At 51.9% G+C, this 19,007-nt stretch carries 13 protein-coding genes; 3 read left to right on the forward strand and 10 right to left on the reverse strand.

Features of this window, described 5'->3' with window-relative positions:
• Window positions 1–35 precede the first annotated feature (35 nt).
• The 3 genes from FCL45_RS10980 to FCL45_RS10990 all read right to left on the reverse strand — a co-directional run bounded on the left by FCL45_RS10980 (window position 36) and on the right by FCL45_RS10990 (window position 4,445).
• A complete protein-coding gene (locus FCL45_RS10980; protein ID WP_136799354.1) occupies window positions 36–1,550 on the reverse strand; it encodes a multiheme c-type cytochrome in 1,515 nt (504 codons plus the stop codon).
• A 215-nt stretch (window positions 1,551–1,765) separates the two neighbouring features.
• Entirely contained in the window at window positions 1,766–2,677 is a 912-nt protein-coding gene (locus tag FCL45_RS10985; RefSeq protein ID WP_167495882.1) for an alpha/beta hydrolase, read from the reverse strand.
• A 307-nt stretch (window positions 2,678–2,984) separates the two neighbouring features.
• Window positions 2,985–4,445, reverse strand: a complete 1,461-nt coding sequence (locus tag FCL45_RS10990) for a SpoIIE family protein phosphatase (protein WP_136799352.1) — start codon at window positions 4,443–4,445, stop codon at window positions 2,985–2,987.
• A 609-nt stretch (window positions 4,446–5,054) separates the two neighbouring features.
• On the opposite strand from FCL45_RS10990, the gene FCL45_RS10995 reads away from it, so the two are divergent.
• The 3 genes from FCL45_RS10995 (at window position 5,055) to FCL45_RS11005 (ending at window position 8,301) form a co-directional block, all read left to right on the forward strand.
• Window positions 5,055–5,429 carry a DUF2237 family protein gene (locus tag FCL45_RS10995; RefSeq protein ID WP_136799351.1) on the forward strand — a complete coding sequence of 125 codons (375 nt, stop codon included), beginning with the start codon at window positions 5,055–5,057 and terminating at the stop codon, window positions 5,427–5,429.
• A 476-nt stretch (window positions 5,430–5,905) separates the two neighbouring features.
• Entirely contained in the window at window positions 5,906–7,360 is a 1,455-nt protein-coding gene (locus tag FCL45_RS11000; protein ID WP_217907577.1) for an IS4 family transposase, read from the forward strand.
• A gap of 95 nt (window positions 7,361–7,455) precedes the next feature.
• Window positions 7,456–8,301 (forward strand): hypothetical protein, encoded by an 846-nt coding sequence (locus tag FCL45_RS11005; RefSeq protein WP_136796909.1) that lies wholly within the window; start codon window positions 7,456–7,458, stop codon window positions 8,299–8,301.
• Between the two features lie 87 nt (window positions 8,302–8,388).
• Here FCL45_RS11005 and FCL45_RS11010 read toward each other — a convergent pair whose 3' ends face one another.
• From FCL45_RS11010 to FCL45_RS11040, 7 genes are all read right to left on the reverse strand, one after another.
• Window positions 8,389–8,775 carry a diacylglycerol kinase gene (locus FCL45_RS11010; protein WP_136796908.1) on the reverse strand — a complete coding sequence of 129 codons (387 nt, stop codon included), beginning with the start codon at window positions 8,773–8,775 and terminating at the stop codon, window positions 8,389–8,391.
• A 21-nt stretch (window positions 8,776–8,796) separates the two neighbouring features.
• Window positions 8,797–9,273 carry a phosphatase PAP2 family protein gene (locus tag FCL45_RS11015; RefSeq protein WP_136796907.1) on the reverse strand — a complete coding sequence of 159 codons (477 nt, stop codon included), beginning with the start codon at window positions 9,271–9,273 and terminating at the stop codon, window positions 8,797–8,799.
• A gap of 334 nt (window positions 9,274–9,607) precedes the next feature.
• Complete coding sequence (locus tag FCL45_RS11020) at window positions 9,608–11,029, reverse strand: FAD-dependent oxidoreductase (RefSeq protein WP_136796906.1); 1,422 nt, start codon at window positions 11,027–11,029, stop codon at window positions 9,608–9,610.
• A gap of 49 nt (window positions 11,030–11,078) precedes the next feature.
• Window positions 11,079–15,530 (reverse strand): glutamate synthase large subunit, encoded by a 4,452-nt coding sequence (gene gltB / locus FCL45_RS11025; protein WP_136796905.1) that lies wholly within the window; start codon window positions 15,528–15,530, stop codon window positions 11,079–11,081.
• A gap of 627 nt (window positions 15,531–16,157) precedes the next feature.
• A complete protein-coding gene (locus tag FCL45_RS11030; protein ID WP_136796904.1) occupies window positions 16,158–16,685 on the reverse strand; it encodes a hypothetical protein in 528 nt (175 codons plus the stop codon).
• Window positions 16,686–17,262: 577 nt separating this feature from the next.
• Window positions 17,263–18,369 (reverse strand): NADH:flavin oxidoreductase, encoded by a 1,107-nt coding sequence (locus FCL45_RS11035; protein ID WP_136796903.1) that lies wholly within the window; start codon window positions 18,367–18,369, stop codon window positions 17,263–17,265.
• A gap of 81 nt (window positions 18,370–18,450) precedes the next feature.
• Complete coding sequence (locus FCL45_RS11040) at window positions 18,451–18,960, reverse strand: nitroreductase family protein (protein WP_136796902.1); 510 nt, start codon at window positions 18,958–18,960, stop codon at window positions 18,451–18,453.
• Window positions 18,961–19,007 lie beyond the last annotated feature (47 nt).

A 19,007-nucleotide genomic window follows, 5' to 3' on the forward strand; every position in this document is an offset into this window, starting at 1 on the left:
TCACCATATCGGCCCGCCTTCATGGGCTGGTCACTTCACTTTTCGACCTCTTCTTTCTCCTCCAGGGCGCGATACAGCTTCAGTTGATCCAGCAGCTTTCTGAGCTGTTCGGTGGTCTGGTAGCGTCCGTTGGCAAAGACGGCATAATCGCCGCCGCCGGCCATGGCTGAGGCGAACCGGCTGGAATTGGCATAGAAGAGCCAGATGGTCGTCCACATTCTCTCGGTTTGTTCATCGAAGATGTTCTCGCCCTGGGGCAACCCCTTCTCGAAACCGCCGGCCCAAATATCGCTCAGTATCTTGGTTGCCTGATAGGTCATGCGGTTGGTGGTATGTATCGTGTTGTCGAGCCGCTTAAAGTGGTTTTCCACCCACTGGGTGGAGTGGCAGGTGAGACATACCGCCTTCATCCTGTTGTTGTTTTCCAGCTGCTGCTCTTTGCTGAGCACGAATTCGGCAACCGGTTCACCGTTCAGTTCCACGGCCAGCGGCAGCCCTTGTGAATTCACAACCTTTTCCAGGTTCGCATCGATCGGGTGCGGGTGGGCATACGGCACACCGAAAAGACGCCAGCTGAGCCGATCGTTGTACTGATGGGTCCGTTCGGCGATGACCTCTCCCTCGGGCGAGACCAGCAGGCTGGCATGGCAGGCTGCACAGGTGGGCGCAGTGAAGTCGGTGCCCACCCGCCAGGGAACTTCGGTAAAATTGAAGTCGCTCATTTTCGCTTGGTAGATATTGCCGTGTTTACTGACCTCGTAGACTTTATATGCCGGCACGTCGGGCCCTTTGTGGCATTCCGAACAGGTTGACGGTTTTCGGGCGATTTCGATGGAAAACGAGTGCCTGGTGTGACAGGATGAACAGGCTCCCAGGCTGCCGTCGGGGTTTATGCGGCCGACGCCCTGATTGGGCCAGCCCTCGAGGTCGGGAAATTCGAGTTCACCATAGTCGGTATCCCGGGTAACGAGCCCCTTGACTTCCACTTTGGTCCCGTGACAATAGAGGCAGGACTCGTATTCGGTGAGCATGTCGCCCTCGCCTATGGTCAGTTGCCCCTTCTCGTAGGTGTAATGATTGTTCACCACCTTGGTGAAATCCTGGTAGAGCGTATTGTCGACCAGGTTGCCGTAGGCGTGTGCCATGATATTCCTGCCGTACTGCTCGGCCTCGACGCTGTGACAGGTGGCACAGTCGGCCGAGCTGACGATCACGTTGATTCTGTAGCCGTTGTGCTCGAAGGCGTCGCTGTGCTCCTCGGTCCGGAGGCTGTGACACTCGTAGCAGCCCACCACCACCCGCTGAAGCTCGTCAGGGGTGTCGGGGGAAGAGACGCGGCGCTCCAGATCCGGTTTGGTCAGCCCTTGGGCAGGAGACACCCTGCTGTGCCGGCTGGCCTGCCAGGACGAAACCAGCCCCGGATGGAGCTCGGAGTGGCAGCCCAGGCAATCTTCGGTTTCATCGCTGAGCTTGAGGTCCTCGCCATAGAGATTCAAACTGATCAGACAGATAAAAACAGCTGTGACGAACTGGATCATGCGTTTCATCATTTCCTCCTGATGTTGCAGCCACCAGACTCCGGTTCAGACCCTCATGACACCACTTTTCATCACGCAGAAACCTGGCATACCTATTTTATCACGCGTTGTTTACCTACCTTAGAGTAGCATCAAAGTAGCCTCAAAAAGTACAACAAAGATCCTGCCGGACAGAGATGTGCAGCAGGTCAGAGGTACACGCCGCGGTGCTGAATGGTTCAATCGGCTCAGGTCTGTTCCCGAATGAACCGCTCAAGACAGGGGAGGACTCCGGGGGCCAGATGGGTAAACGGCTCGGAAAGTCCCAGCACGATGTCGAAGTGATCAACACCCTCAAGCTCGAGGCGCGTCACCCTGCCGTTCTGATCATCCACCCGCTCCTGCAGGAGCTGGGAGTGAAGAGGCAGAACCACATTGTCATCGGTGCCGTGCAAAAGAAGCAGCGGCGGCGCATCGCCGCGGGCATAGGTTATCGGTCTGGAGATTTCCGGGGGGTGGGCCGTGGCAAATATCGCTCTGAAGCGCCGAAAATTTTCAGGTTCAAAGGCATAGGGCCCGGCCAGTCCGATCATGCCGCTGATGGTGCGCTCGGATATGCCCTCCTGTTCCAGGTAGCGGTTATCGAGAGCCAGCAGCGCTGCCAGATGCGCCCCGGCCGAATGGCCGATCAGCACGATGCCGTTTGCCGATTCGGCGATATTGTCCTTTACCCAGGCCACGGATGCTGCTCCGTCTTCGATGAAGACTGGGAACTGCACCTCCGGGTAGAGCCTGTAATCGGGTATGACGGTCACATACCCGCGTGAGCTCAGGGCCTGGCCGACAAACCGATATTTTTGCCGATCCCCGCGCAGCCAGCTGCCCCCGTAAAAGAAGACCAGTACCGGTTTCTGGGGGGTACGGACCTCGGGGTAGTAGACATCGAGTTTCTGGCGTTCCAGCGGACCATAGCCGATAGCCCCGTCGAGGACGAAGCCGTCATCGGGGGCGATGGTGTTCACCATACTAAGCGGCGAACAGCCCCCCAGAAAAAAAAGCAGCATCACCAGCAGGGCGAGACAGACAGAATGAACAACCCGGCGTGCAGGGGAAGGGCTGGGCCCCTCAAGAGCCCGCTGATGTCGAGATCCACAATTCATAAACTTCATTATAAGCAGTTTTGAGCCTTGATCGACCCGGCTTTCAATCAATTCTGAGCGGTGGTTCCAGGCCGATTACCGTTTGGCCATCGACTTCTCAAAGGTTCAGTTCGGGCTCTTTTCCCAAGGATCCGCTGCGGTATCTGTATCGTTTTCATGCGACTGATAGCATAGCCTGGACACTGTATGGCAAGGTAAAAAATGTTAATTCGTGCCAGCCACCTCCGTTGCAGAAAGCTCTGGGGAGTAAAAAGGGGACAATACTTATCATGGATGTCCCCGATTTATTCTCAGCAGGCCAGCCGGACTATCCTATCTTTATGACCACCAGAGTGATGTCATCCTCCTGGGGAAGCCCGTCACGAAACCGTTCCACCTCAAGAACCACCTCTTGCTGAATTTCCCTGGCTGATCTGCTCGAGTTATGCTCAATCAGCTCCCGCAGCCGTTTTTTACCGAACAGGAGGTTTTGCCTGTTCATGGTTTCATGAATGCCGTCAGTGCCGATGACTACTATATCGCCTTCACTGAGGTTCTGCTCGACCTGGTTCTCAAACCTGAAATCGGCATCCACTCCGAGTACCAGCCCCTTGCCCCCCAGCTCTGTGAACTGGCCGGTTTCTCTCCGGTAATATACAGCCGGTTCGTGCCCCGCCCGGACCCATCGTATAACTTTGCTTGCTTGATCGATCTCCAGGAAGAACATGGTGGTGAAAACACCACTGATAGCACAGTCCTTGGTAAGGTTTTTGTTAACGGTGGCAAGTAGATCAGCGGGATTGGTGTACGTCTGGATAGCCGAGACCATATAAGCCCGGACGCTGGTCATCAGCATCGCAGCCCCGACACCGTGGCCGCATACATCGGCCACCGCGACACCAAACTTCTCATCGGGGAGCAGGAAGTAATCGTAATAATCCCCCCCAGTCTGATCACAGTAAAGAGAGAATCCGCTGATATCATATCCCTTAAGATACGGGCTCTTCACTGGCAACAGGTTTTGCTGCACCTCCTCGGCGAGCCGCAGAGCGCTCATCAACTCGAAGCGGTGCCTGAGCCCGTCGATCATATGGTTGGTATGGCCGGCAATCACCCCGAACTCATCTCTGGTGGCCACCGCCACCTTGCGGCTGAGATCTCCTCTTTGCACCTGCTCCAGGACATTGGTCTGGTTTTTGAACAGCAGCTTGAGGTTTCTGGAGTAGGAGACGATCAGGTTAGTGACCAGAATCAGCAATGCTCCAATAATAAACAATATCTCATAGATAACTGACAGTTTCGCATCCATGATAGCATCAGGATCCTTGGATGTCTCTGTGAGCCACTCCACATCACGCACAAATACCAGCACGAGTACTATCCCAACCAGCACGGTGGTGATTACGGCCACCAGAGCGTATTTTCTGCTCAACGAAAAAAATCTGGTAGGTATCGGGATCTCCTGGTTTTCTTCCATGGCTTCCAGAATTCCCTTTCGTTCTGTAGCCAAGGAGGAATCAAGACCGATAAAAAAACCGGCGATGAAGCAACCGATAAAAAGGGAGAGCAGGCTGTAGATCGGTAAACCCAGCACCAGAAGAAAGTAGAGATTGGTAAGAAGTGCCGCCCCGAGGCAGATGCCGAAGTCGAGGATAAAGGCCCTGGCTGGTCGGTGAATATGGCTTGCACCAGCTAGGAAATGCTTTACCATTGGCCCCCTGATTAGGAGCAGGGGCAAAAAACCTAAACCGATCACCGTCCCCAGCCGCACGGGGGACAAGGTTGCCATGAACGGTCAGACCTGACCGCCATAATAGGTCAGGGCCAGAATTGCAAAGAAGTAGTTCACCGCAATTTTCATAGGCTGCTTCAAAAGCTGAATGCGTTTTGTGAAAATATCCGTCTATTTTTTGATTAGTTTCAATAAGTAATCATCAACAACCCTAACTCATCACTGGCTCAATTACAATACGAGTAGGAAGTTACCGAGTCATGAGACAAGAGGCCAGCACATTGGCGACCCTCTTTTACAAGAGTTCTCTGCCAAGAACATTATTCCACTGCAACCTGACGACACTTTGTGCTGCATTTCTGCAATTACAACCTCAGCAATACAGCGAAGGAGTCGTGCAGTTCAATAACAGAATTAAATTTATAGACTCTACCCGGCCATGAAAAGAGGCTATCTTCGACTAATGTGAGTAAAATTATTTTCACAGCCCAAAGAGGCAATAGCGACCAAACCTTCTGGGGAATTAAATTGTTTTCACTTGCCTTGAGCTCAAAACATACATAGCATCTATCTGAAATTGCGAATAACAATGAAGATGCAGCAGTTTTGCTCTGATGATACCTGCGACAAAATTCACCTGCCAACCTGTCCCGGAAAGGATTTGCCATGACAGCACATAAGAACGTATTAGGGGTACCGCTCGAAACCTGCAGCCTTGATCCTCTGACAGGCTTTAGCCGAGAGGGAGACTGCAAAGTAACAGAAGAGGATATTGGAGTTCATGCCGTGTGTGTGGTGGTATCAGAGGAGTTTCTCAGCTTTTCAAAGGATATGGGGAATGACCTCAGCACACCGATACCGATGTTCGGTTTTAAAGGATTGAAACCTGGGGATCGCTGGTGCCTTTGTGCCTCGAGGTGGAAAGAAGCCCTTGATCATGGAATCGCCCCATCTGTTGATCTCATGGCGACCCATGAGTCCGCACTTGAGTATGTAGGCCTTGAGGATCTCCTGCGTCACTCTTTAGGCAAAGATCATTAGATGAGGAGTTCAGCCATAATCTTGTGAGAGGATGTCCCCGATTTGTTCAATATTATCAATTGTGGTGTAGAAGAATGAATGAAAAAAACATTGGCATTTTCTTAGTCTTGTAAGTGTGTTGTGTGTTATGTCTTATGGTTATCGTGTGACCTATTATTGGTCAAATGATGATTTGACAAGAGCCTTGTTTAGTTTTGCTGTTATGTTTGGGTTCATTTATGTTTTTTTTCATTCACTTTCAAAATCAAAAAAATAACTTTGCAAAAATAAAAGGGATCAGAGTGAGGCTCTCTAATTAATCTGTCCGTTTTATTGAGGGAGCCTCAGGCCAGGCCGTCCTAGAAAAACGAATTAGTAAAGTCTAAAACATGGTTTGTCCCGAATGGCGCTAGTTTAAGCGTGTTTTATAGGTGAAAAGCAACTGAATATATTGGCAAAAATTGGTATAATTTGCTATGCGAAACCAACACCAAATCATGCCAATGTTGCCCGGTTTTCACCTTCCCAAACGAGGTAGAAAACCTCATAGCCAACAACAAAAATTTGCTCGAAAAATCACTTCCCTCAGACAGAACTCTTTTAAACAGATAGGAGAGATTTTTGGGCAATTCATTCCCACGAAATTGCTCAAACAGGATCCTTCGGGAAAGATGAGCAGACGACGTTTGTTTACCAAGGAAAACACTTTTTGGTCCTTCTTAGGCCAAGTCCTTGATGCAGACGGTGGATGTAGAGAAGCTGTAAAAAAGTTGCAATCATATGCATCTAACCACGGCCTTCGGCTTCCATCATCATCTACCGCTTCATATTGCTGTGCACGTAAGAAATTAGATGAAAATCTGCTTGTTGAGGTGTTTCAACATACTGCTAAATGGTCCGGAGCACGACGTGCATCTCATTCATTAAATGATCGCCAGGTAATTGTTGTTGATGGGACAGGTGTTACAATGGCGGATACAGCAGAAAATCAAGAGCTTTGGCCACAGTCATCGAACCAGAAACCAGGATGCGGCTTCCCCTCAGCACGAATATGCGCATACTTTTCATTGCAAACCGGAACAATGCTCAGCTATGCCATCGGTAATAAAAAGAGTAACGAACTTCCATTGTTCCGTAAGCAGTGGTCCACCTTTGAGGCTGGTGATATCTTTCTTGGTGATAAAGGTTTTTGTAGTTACTTCGATTTAGCCGAGCTGAAAAAACGCTGTGTTGATAGTGTGATAACACTTGCTCGTAGAAAACCAGTCGGTAGGAAAAACTGCATTAAAGAATTCGCTCCTGATGATCTACTGATTGAATGGAAAAAACCAGTATACAGGGAAATGGTGTCGTATTCGCGGAAAACCTGGGAGGACCTTCCCGACAAACTCGTTATGAGACAAATCAAAGTAAAGGTGACTCAATCAGGGTTTAGAACAAAAGAATTTCATATTGTTACCACGCTAATCGATCAAGATCAGTACCTGAAAGACGAAATTGCAGCGTTATACCTTAAGCGTTGGGATGTCGAACTTTTCTTTCGTGATATCAAGACAACGATGGGATTTGATATCCTCCGGTGCCAATCGCCTGAAATGATAAAGAAAGAAATTTTAATGTACTTCATAGCGTACAACTGCATCCGGCGCATAATGTTACAAGCGACACAGCTGGTAGACATTGATATCCGGTCTATCAGTTTCAAAGGAAGTCTACAGGCTATTAGAAGTTGGGAACCACGGTTGGGGTCCTCTAGGTTGAGCACAAATGAAAGACAAAACATGCTCTCAGATTTATCCTTTGTCGTGGCTCGTTGCAAAGTTTTCGACAGGCCTGGACGAAGCGATCCGCGGTGTCTTAAGCGAAGACCAAAACCTTATCAGTTACTCAACAAACCTAGAAGTGAAATGGTCGAAATACAGCATCGGAGCAGATATGAAAAAAAGGCTTAAACTAGCGCCATTCTGGTTTGTCCCCTATTTCTTCGCTTCGGAACAAGGAGCACGCAATCAGAAAAAATCACGCCTCAATTGTTTTGCTGGCGCTTGTGGCCTTAGTCGCCATCGCGGTGGAGTCGCAATCGAAAGACGCCGAACGAAGCGAAGATTGGGTGTACATCCAAAACGCTGAGTTGCGCGTTGGACTGTTACGCTCTCATGGCGGCGCTATAGGGTACCTTTCTGACCGAAACTCTAGATTCAACGCTCTCAACCACGACGATCACGGCAGGTTAATCCAACAGTCGTATTACGGTGACAAAGACGGCTCACGTTGGGGTGACAAGCCGTGGCGTTATAATCCTGTGCAAGGCGGCGACTCCAAAGGCAAGGCTGCAAAACTCGTGAATTTCAAAGCCACGGGTACAACCGCATATGCCAAAACCGTCCCGCGCCATTGGGCATCTGGCCAATTGCTGGAAGATTGCACGATGGAACAGTGGGTCGAGCTGGACGGGCCTATTGTTCGAGTGCGCTTCAAATTCACTTACAACGGTTTGAAATCGCATAAACCTTGGTATCAAGAGATGCCAGCAGTGTTCGTTTCACCAAAATTATCCACGCTCGTCACCTACACTGGACAAAAACCGTGGACCGGTTCAGCATTGACGCGAAAGAAACCTGGCTGGCCCAACGAGCATGTCGCTCTTTCTGAAAGCTGGGCCGCCTTTGTTGATGAGTATGGAAACGGGATCGGTGTCTATGTGCCCGGCACGACAGAAGCGACAGCGTATCGGTTCAAGGGTGGCTCTGGCACCGACTGTTCGTATATCGCGCCATTGCGAACGTTCGCGCTCACCCCAGAACTGTCGTTCTCGTATTCCGCATATTTCACACTCGGTAACGTAGACACGATTCGCGATCGTTTCGCGCGGTTGCAAGCGCAAACAAAATAAGGCATAACAAGAAGTTAGTAGGTATGGGCAGGTTGAAATTCCCCCGGTTGTTGGTATTTGCATAACTGTTTCTCAGGCCGCAGTGATTTAAAACAAAAAACGCAAGATTCGGTAACTTTCTATCACCAGTATCACCGCCCAGAAAAAAATACATATCCCGGCGGCGGCAGCTGAAATATCTTTTATCACTTTGACCTTATGACTTTCCTTTGTTGTGATGAAGTCGCAAAGAGCTTCTATGGCGCTGTTGAACAGCTCTGCCATCAGCATCATGGTGGTTGCTGCAGCAAGAAGGAGAAAATCTATCCACTGGCGGAAAAAGAAAAAGGTGGAGAGGACAATCGCCGAGAGTACCAGTTTGTAGGTAACACTAAAGTCATAACGAACAGCATATTTCAATCCAGAAAGCACGACTCGCACTTTTTGCAGCGGATGATAGCCACCATCATCACTCTTTGAAAATTTATTTTTCATTCTTCACCTCGTTTTTGAGCATTATGCCTCAAAGAAGATCAAGATCCGGTGCAAAATAAATAGCCAGCCGATGCCCAACAGGCCTCCAGCAATAACATCCGACACATAATGAACCTGGAGATAAATCCTCGAATACCCAACAATAACAGCAAGAGTGATTAGGGCCAGCCAAAGTGGCAACACCATATGGGCAGGCATCTGCTTACTGAAGGTGATCCCACAGGCAATGGTAAAGGCGAAAATCTGGGCAGTGTGGGCGCTTGGGAAAGAGAAATCCGAGGGCATATCGACCAGAAGCCCTTCCGCCGGGGGGCGTGGCCTGGCAAAAAAAAGTTTGAGCGAATGGGAGAGGAAAGAGCTGCCGCAAAGCCCCCCAATAATGAGGAATACATCAACAATACCGTTTCTTTGCACGACAAGCAGGCCGAGTACTGCAGCAACCGGCAGGAGAATGATCAGGGAACCACACCAGGTCACGGTTTTGAAAAAGATATCCATCTCACCTCCGGGATTACTCTTGAAAGCTAACGGGAACTCGCCGGATTAAAGTGGTTTTCACCATCCATAGTGATTGCCAGCTTTAATGCTGGCGATGTCAACTGTATGTTTTCTTGCAATTTCCACTACGGTCTTAAATGTCAGCAAAATTCGAAACACCCTTGCTGCCTCACGGCAGGAATATTACGCGAGGTGCCTGGAGTGGGGGGGACGTTTGTCAGGGAATCAAGCGAGCCAGTAACAAAAGCGGACATCCATGAACGTATTATTAGTCTCCTTTAGTTTCGGTCGTCCTGCTGAACATTCCTCTGACATAGCGTAAGAATGACAATAATCAGACTGGCAGTCCAAGCCAGGCCATTATCCCTTCAGCAGCACATCGTCCCTCGTAGATGGCTGTAACCGCCAAATCTGAGCCACGCACGGCATCACCACCTGCAAAAACCTTGGGATTGTTGGTTTGGAAAGGATAGTCACCGTGCTCCGGCGCAATAATGAGCCGATAATCGCTCAGCGACACACCCTGGTCTTCGAGCCATGGCGGTGGGGAAGGCCGGTAGCCAAAAGCCATAATGACCGCATCTGCCGGCAGCACCTGCTGGGTTCCGTTGACCGGTTCCGGTCTTCGTCTGCCCTGCTCATCCGCCTCGCCGAGCCTGGTGGTGATCACCTCAACTCCGCATACCCGGCCATTGCTCCCGGCCTGGATGCTAAGCGGCTGCAGATTCCACTTAAATTCCACCCCTTCATCCCGCGCATTTTGCACTTCCCGGGCCGAGCCGGGCATGTTGCGCTCGTCCCGCCTATAGGCGCATACCACCGAACTCGCCCCCTGCCTGACGGCAGTTCGCACGCAATCCATGGCTGTGTCACCGCCGCCAAGCACCACGACCCGCTGCCCGGCAAAATCCGTGTATGGGTGTTCAGGCCGCGAAATCCCCAGCAACCGGTCCGTGGAGGCGATAAGGTAGGGGAGGGCCGCATACACCCCATCGACATCCTCACCCGAAAAGCCACCTCGGATATCAGTATAGGTGCCGATCCCGACAAAGACTGCATCATAATCGCCCAGCAGCTGCTCAAACTCCACATCTTTACCGATCTCAACCGCGAGCCTGAATTCAATACCCATTTCGGTGAATATCTCGCGACGTAGCCGCATCACCTCCTTATCGAGCTTGAAGGGAGGGATACCAAAGGTGAGGAGTCCGCCGATTTCAGGATTACGGTCGAAGACCACTGGCGCGACACCGTTTCTGACCAGGACATCGGCGCAGGCCAAACCCGCAGGACCAGCCCCCACCACCGCGACCTTCAGGTCATGTTTTTTCACCTTGCTGAGATCCGGCCTCCAACCCGCGGCGAATGCTGTATCGACAATATGTTTCTCGATCGCGCCGATAGTCACCGCCCCGAAATCAGGATTCAGGGTACAGGCACCTTCGCACAACCGGTCCTGGGGGCAGACCCTGCCACAGACCTCAGGCAGGCTGTTGGTCTGATGGCAGAGCTCTGCTGCCTCCATAATGCGTCCCTCGTTGGCCAGCTTGAGCCACTCGGGGATAAAATTGTGCACAGGGCACTTCCATTGGCAGTAGGGATTACCGCACTCGATACAGCGATCAGCCTGCATTTTCAGCTGGGTATTACGAAACTTTTGATAGATCTCATCAAACGTCTCCCGGCACTTATCTATTCTGTGTTTGGGCGGGTCAACCCGGTCCACCTCAAGAAACTGATACAGATTCTGGTTCATAATTATCTCCGCTTTTGCAGAATCCCGGCTCCATCGCCTCTGATGCCTGTCAATGGGTATTGGCCAGCATCTCCACAGGCGAGGTGCCCCGATGCCCCAGCAGGGTCTCCAGGTTACTGGTCTTTGGCTTTACCAGCCGAAAAAGTGGCGCGAATTTATCGAAATCGCTTAAAATCTCTTCAGCCTTGAGACTAGCGGTCTCACGCTGGTGGTGGCTGATGATCCCGCGTAAATGCTCAAGCAGGATCTCGTGTTCAGTCAGCTCCAGCACTTCGACCAGCTCCAAATTGGTGCGGCCGGAAAACCTACCGTCCTGGTCGAGCACGTACGCGAAGCCTCCGGTCATGCCTGCCCCGAAATTTACCCCGGTAGAGCCGAGGATGGTCACCACCCCGCCGGTCATGTACTCGCAACCGTTATCGCCGATACCTTCAACAACCGCTCTTGCCCCGGAATTACGTACCGCGAACCGCTCACCGGCACGGCCGGCGGCATAGAGCCTGCCGCCGGTGGCGCCGTAGAGGCAGGTGTTGCCGATGATGGACGCCTCATTGGAAGCATATGCTACACCGACAGGTGGTCTGATGACCAGTTTGCCACCTGCCATGCCCTTGCCGACATAATCATTGGCGTCCCCGTTGAGCACCATATTGAGCCCCCCAGCGTTCCACGCCCCAAAGCTCTGGCCGGCGGTGCCGGTAAATGTGAGCTTCAGCGCCGCATGTTCCATGCCTATATTGCCGTGGTGCATGGCGATCAGCCCTGAGAGCCTCGCCCCAACCGATCGATCGGTATTGCGGATCTGATACCTGCCTCGTCCCCCCCGTTGCTCGAGCACAGCCTCCTCATGCTCTTCGGCCAGCCGCAGGTTGAGATTGCCCGGATCGTCCGGGATGTTGAGTTCACTGTTATAAAGCGCCACGCCTTTGCTGCCGCTTGGCGGGGTGATAATGTCGACGAGCGTTATCCGCCGCTGCTTCGGTGTTTGCCCATCCAACTCCCGGAGCAGGTCGGTCCTGCCAATGAGGTCCACCAGCCGACTGATCCCCAGCTCAGCCATGATCTCCCGGGTCTCACGTACCAGAAAGCGGAAATAATGCATCACCATCTCGGGGAGTCCTGAAAAATATTCCCGCCGCAGGGTCTCGTCTTGGGTAGCCACCCCGGTCGCGCAGTTATTGAGGTGACAGATACGCAGGTACTTGCAGCCAAGGGCAATCAGCGGTGCGGTACCAAAACCGAAGCTCTCTGCCCCGAGTACAGCGGCCTTGACGATATCCAGTCCCGACTTCAAACCTCCGTCCACCTGTAGCCGCACCTTGTGACGCAAACCATTTTCCACCAGTGCCTGCTGGGTCTCGGCCAGACCGATCTCCCAGGGGCTGCCGGCATATTTTACCGAGGTGAGCGGACTTGCGCCCGTGCCCCCGTCATAGCCGGAAATGGTGATGAGATCGGCATAGGCCTTGGCCACCCCGGTGGCGATGGTGCCCACCCCAGGCTCACTCACCAGTTTGACGCTGACCAGGGCATCCGGGTTGACCTGTTTGAGGTCAAAGATAAGCTGGGCCAGATCCTCAATGGAGTAGATATCATGATGAGGTGGTGGTGAAATAAGGGTTACTCCGGGAATGGAATACCGAAGCCCGGCAATCTGTTCGGTCACCTTGTGCCCCGGCAACTGACCGCCCTCACCGGGTTTTGCGCCCTGGGCCATCTTAATCTGAATAACATCGGCGTTTACCAGATAATGCGGAGTCACGCCGAACCTGCCGGATGCAACCTGCTTGATTCGCGACATCCGCTCTGTTCCGAACCGGCCTGGATCCTCACCGCCTTCACCGCTGTTGGAAAATCCACCGAGGCGGTTCATAGCAATGGCCAGGGCCTCGTGAGCTTCCCGGCTCAAGGCTCCGATGGACATCGCGGCAGAATCAAACCGCGGGAAAAAGTTCTCCTCCGGTTCGACTTCATCAAGCGCAATGGCGCCGGCGCCCCCCTCCACCTGCAACAGATCGCGCAAGCTTGATATCGGCCGGCTATTGACTAACTTACAATAGCTGCGATATTCTCCGTAATCACCCGAGCGCACCGCCCTTTGCAGGGTATGCACCACATCAGGATTGAAGGCATGGTACTCGCCCCCGTACACGTATTTCACCAACCCGCCAGGGGGCAGCGGCCGATGTGGAGCCAGCCAGCCGTAGCGGGAACGGGCTAGCTGTTCCTTATGAAAATCAATGAAATTGGCTCCTCCTATCCTGCTGGCAGTTCCGCGAAAGCAGAAGTCCACCACACTTTCGCCGAGGCCGACCGCCTCAAAAAGCTGGGAGCTGCGATAGGAGGCGATGGTGGATATCCCCATCTTGGAGATAATCTTCAACAGTCCGGTGTTGATCCCCCTCAAATAATTATCGATTACCTCGGAATGATCGAGTGCGATGACTCCCGTTGTCGATAGCGACTTCAGGGTGGCAAAGGCCAGCCAGGGATGGATCGCAGTGGCCCCATAGCCCAACAGAACAGCAAATTGATGCGGATCCCGTACACTGCCGGTATCAACAATTATATTGGTGTCACAACGCAGATGATTTTCAATCAGGGCCTGCTGTACAGCCCCCACCGCCATCGCCGCCGGAATGGGCAGGGTTCCTTCCCGGCATTCACGGTCGGACAGCACGATCAACACGATGCCATTTCTGGCACTGGCCAGAACCCGGTCACACAACTCGTGCAATGCCAGCTCAAGGCTTGTGTCTTCGCTGTAATTCAGGTCGATCACCTCATGGCGGTAATACTCCTCCTCCAGCCCCAGAAGCTGCCGATAACTGATGTCGGTCAGAATCGGTGAGTCGAACTGGACCCGGTGCGCATGCCCACGGGTCTCGTTAAACACATTCTGCTCACGGCCAACGCAGGTGGTCAGGGACATCACATGGCTCTCGCGCAACGGATCAATCGGCGGGTTGGTCACCTGGGCAAATTTCTGGCGAAAGTAGTCATAGAGACTTCTATCCCGGCTGGAGAGCACCGCCATGGGGGTGTCATCCCCCATGGAGGCCATCGCCTCCTTAGCCGTCTCCCCCAGCACCCGGATAACCTGCTCGATCTCTTCCCGGCTGTAACCAAAAATTTTCTGGAAAGCCAGCAACTCTTCAGGTTCCACCAAGTCTTCCAGCTGTTCTTCGATACCAGCCGTAAGTCTGGCGCAGCAGGCGGTCAGCCACTTCTTATACGGGTGCTGTGATTTTAGCTCCCGGTCGATATCCCAGCTGGTCCAGCGCCGGCCTGTGTGGGTATCGATGACAAAGAGCTCCCCGGGCCCGACTCTGCCCTTTTCAACCACCTCGTCAGGGTCATAGTCCCAGATCCCCACTTCCGAAGCCAGGGTAATGAGTTTATCCCTGGTCACCACATATCGCGCCGGCCTGAGGCCATTGCGGTCAAGCCCGCAGGCGGCAAAACGGCCATCACTCATGACTATCCCTGCAGGTCCGTCCCAGGGCTCCATATGCATGGAGTTGAAGTCGTAAAACGCCCGCAGGTCCTCATCCATATCGGGGTGATTCTGCCAGGCAGGCGGGATCAGCAGCCTGAAGGCCCGAAACAGGCCCATGCCACCTGCCAGGAACAGTTCCAGCATATTGTCCAGCGCCGAAGAGTCTGAACCATACTCATTGACAAAGGGGGCCGCCTCCTGCAGGTCGGGCAAAAGTGGTGAACGGAATTTGTAGCTGCGGGCCCTGGCCCATTGCCGGTTGCCGGTTATGGTATTGATCTCGCCATTATGGGCCAGGAAGCGAAAGGGCTGGGCCAACTCCCATCGGGGCAGGGTATTGGTGGAAAAGCGCTGGTGAAACAAACAGATGGATGACTGCATCCGGAGATCAGCCAGATCCGGGAAGAATTTCGCCAAATCCACCGGGCGGCAGAGCCCCTTGTAAACCACAACCAGGTTGGAGAGGCTGACCACGTAGAATGACGGGTCGTCAGCCAGTAGCTTCTCCACCCGGCGGCGAACCATGTAGAGCCGCCGTTCCAGGTCCGTAGCCCCCCAGGCAAAGGGCGCATTGATGATCACCTGCACAATTCTCGGCATTGTCTCAACCGCCAACCGCCCCAGTACCTCTGGGTCAACCGGCACCTCGCGCCACCCCACCACCGTGAGCGTCTCCCGGGCGAGCTCCACATCAAGTACCTGTTGTGCGTGTGAGGCTGCGGCCGGGTCCTGGCTCAGAAACAGCATGCCGACCCCATATCGGTTGCCCAGTTGCCAGTTGTTCTCTGCGGCCACCGCCTTGAAAAACGAATCCGGTTTCTGCAGCAACAGCCCGCAGCCGTCTCCGGTTCTGCCGTCAGCGGCGATCCCGCCGCGATGTGCCATTCTGGCAAGCGAATGAATCCCGGTTCTTATGATCCGGTGACTCGGCTCTCCTTCCATGTGGGCGATCAGTCCGAACCCGCAACTGTCTTTTGGCTGGTCACGGTCATAGATTGCCATTTTTCTCCTCCATGGTCATACTTGAGCGAAATTTTCCGGTTCCCACCTTGTGGCTGTTATAATGATCATTCTCCAACAGATTATCAGACTTGCCAGACCGAGAACAATCGTATTCTGCATATGCTCCGTTGCTCAGCGTGCAATGGCCACTTTCATAGTGCCTCAATAACCTGAGGCCTCTGCCCACAGCCGGCCTGTCAGAACGAAATATCGCCGTAGTAGATACAAAGAAGACTGCTGATTATTCTGAATTGAAACGGCAGGGGAATCGCGTCCGTGTTCAAGAGCGCTGGCGATACAACAAAGAGCTTAAGTAAATCGAGTTACTCTACCGGAGAAGAAGGTAAGGGTGTGGATGTGATTGCTCAAAAGGTGGCGCAATTGTTGGATATGGATGTCCATGAGATCTGGCAATCTGGTACGTATAAACGGTTGGTAACGGCCCGCTGCTTGCGCTCTTTTTGAGCCGTGCGGGAAAGGGGAGAGAGCATGGCTTCAATGGGTCGACGGCTGGGGATTTCAACTGTTGCAGTAAGTAAGTCTATTGCCAGAGGTGAGAAAATTTGAGAAGAGCCAATCCCTGAAACCTTCACTTTGAAAGATATGTATAAAACTTGAATGTACCAATTAGTCCTGGCTGGCTTCAGTCTTTCTGAATTCGTCCATTTTACTCTTGTACCCTTCAGCATCTCCGTATTTCAGAAATTTCTGGTATCTTGAGTGAGGGTCTTTGGTTTTTTTGGCATGCTTGATCGGACACCAGTATTCCTCAGTTTTTGAACCAATTTCCAATGCATAGGCAAGGAGTCCGTTGGCGTAGCCGCAGTACATGCAGTTCACTTTTTCGACAAGATTGAGGTAGGCAAGGTGTTGTCTGTCAATTATGACATATTCCTTTCTGGCAACTTTCGTTATCTGGTAAACAGGAAAACAGAAAACCTGGTAGAGGGTCAGGAATACGTCCAGCAAGATAAGCGGAACGAGAAGTGAATAGATGACCGGAGTGGTCAGGACAAACATCAAATGTGATTCGCGAAAATAACGGTAGAGATTCTTTTTAAAGGTTTTCTGAGTGGCTAGGGCACTTTTCTGAAAACGAACCTTACCCTGATCTATGGGTGTATCGAAATCGTTCCTGAATTTCGCGTAACTCATTATCCAGTTCAAATGATAACTCCCTTTCCAACTCTTTTATTCGCAAGATAAGATCGTCTATTCGTCTCTTCATAGCACCTCGATAAAAAAGTTGAAAACCATATTGGTGTCACAGTTAATCTGCTATTAGATAACCCGTCTTGGGTAATCGGCTGGAAACTGTATGGTATCGGAAACCAGCTGGAGCGTGAACCGGTGTAAAGGTCCACCATCTTCCTGAACCAGCTTTCATGCAAAGCTGGTTCAGTTTGTCATGTTTTTCCTGCCATGGTTGAAACTCCAACTTGGCCCGGATACCTTGAGAACCCGGTAATATTGAAACTATATCATGTATTGTGTACACGAGACACGTGAGGTGCATACATCGCAGTTAATTATGATGTCTTTGCTGGGTATTATACCTTGGGTTGGTAGTCTGTCTTTGGTGTTGGCTGGAATGCAGGATGTCGCCGGGAAAAGTTTTTCCCTCAAAGTGGATGCTCAGGTCAGTGTATGACTGTTGTGGTATATGTTGAGTTTGATCCCCGCAAGCCATTCCATGGGAATTACAGCGTGCGGAGATCAAAATGACTTCTATTTACTCCTCGTTCTTCCTGTCCAGGATGCACATATTTTTATCTTTTCCCCAGCATCGATTGCAGGATACGCACCGGGGACGGTCGTTGGACCCTTGCTGCCATTTATTGGGAAGATCCGGCTCAGAAAGCAACGTTCTTGAAAATGAGAAATACTTGATCGGTGTTGATCCAAGGATGTTTTCAAGAACCGCAACGCTGCGGTTTCCGCCCACCAGAATGACTGGGACCTCGACTGCCTCCGCTATCATAGCTGCCGGTTCACGGAAATAGGACTGATTGTTCTCATTGATGATTTTGGGTTTAATGGGCAGGGTCGATGGATCTTTGGATAGATGACCGCCTGAAAGTTCGAGAGCGGTGATGCCGCGGGCTTCCAGCTCCTTGGCAACAAGAACGCTTTCTTCAGGAGTTAGCCCCTGAGCTCCCCATTCATCCGTAGAGTGGATCTTGATGAGTACCGGATATTCAGGTCCCACTTCTTTTCTGATGGCATCGAGTACTTCATAGATAATCCGCGCCCGGTTTTCAATGGGGCCGCCATATTCGTCGGTGCGTCTGTTGAAATACGGGGTCAGGAATTGGCTGAGCAAATACCCATGTGCGCCATGGATTTGAAATCCGTCGAATCCGGCGGCCTTGGCCCTGCGGGCTGCCTGGGCATAAGAATCTATCAATGCCATGATATCCTCGTGGCTCATGGGCTCGGGAGTGACCTTGAATACAGGATGTTCTACGGCTGATGGCCCCCAGATGAGTCTGCCTTCGGGTTTGAAGTCGGTCTGGGATCCGCCGTAGCAGCCTTGCAGAACGATATTAGCGCCAAGTTCGTGTATCCTGTCTGTAAAGGTTTTGTATTCGGCAATGAAGGAATCATCGTAGATGCCCATCATACCCGCATTGGGCTGCTCCTCCTCACGGATGAACGCATAGCCGGTGATGATTGTTCCCACACCTCCTCTCGCGAGATCTTCATAGACCGCCTGAAGTTCAGGGGTCATGTGTCCTGTATCATCGGCCATTTTTTCCCATGTGGCTGAGCGCCATAGCCGGTTTTTGAGTGTCATGGGGCCGAGGGTGGTTGTTTCAAAAAGAGATGGTACTGCCATTGTGTACTCCGTGTTAATTATGCTGTGTAGATGCCCGTCAACTATTGGACGGTGTGGTCTAAAAAATGTCTTGCTGGATTTTTACCATGTCTCCTGATGCACACGGTCAACTTTGTACCGACTTACAGTCGTGGGGTGTTGGTCCGGTTGTCCGATAACAATATATCCCAGAGGAATAACATGCTCCGGAAGCTTGAAGAGTTGGTTGAATCCCTCTTCTCGATCTTTCAGAGGATGGATGCCGGTCCAGACTGCACCCAGGCCAAGATCATGCACAGTCAGCAGAATGTTCTGAATCGCGGCTGAGCAGTCTTGAACCCAGAAGCCAGCGTGTTTTTCAAGGCTCAGGTCGCCGCAGACGAGAATACCCACGGGAGCCTTATCTGACATAGCCGCATAGGGATTGATATCTTTGAGTTTGCCTTGAATTTCCTTGTTCCTGACAACGATAAATTGCCAAGGCTGCTGATTGCCGGCGCTGGGGGCCATCATGGCGGCCTCCAGAATGGTATTGATCTGTTCGTCCGTCACAGGCGCGTCGGTGTATTTGCGGATGCTTCGTCTTGTCAAAATTGCTTCAGGTACGTTCATTCGTTTTACCTTATTGATTGTAGGGGGAATGGTTGCTCGTCAAGAAC

Origin of the sequence: Desulfosediminicola ganghwensis, from assembly GCF_005116675.2 — a bacterium.
Taxonomy (GTDB): Bacteria; Desulfobacterota; Desulfobulbia; order Desulfobulbales; family Desulfocapsaceae; genus Desulfopila; species Desulfopila ganghwensis.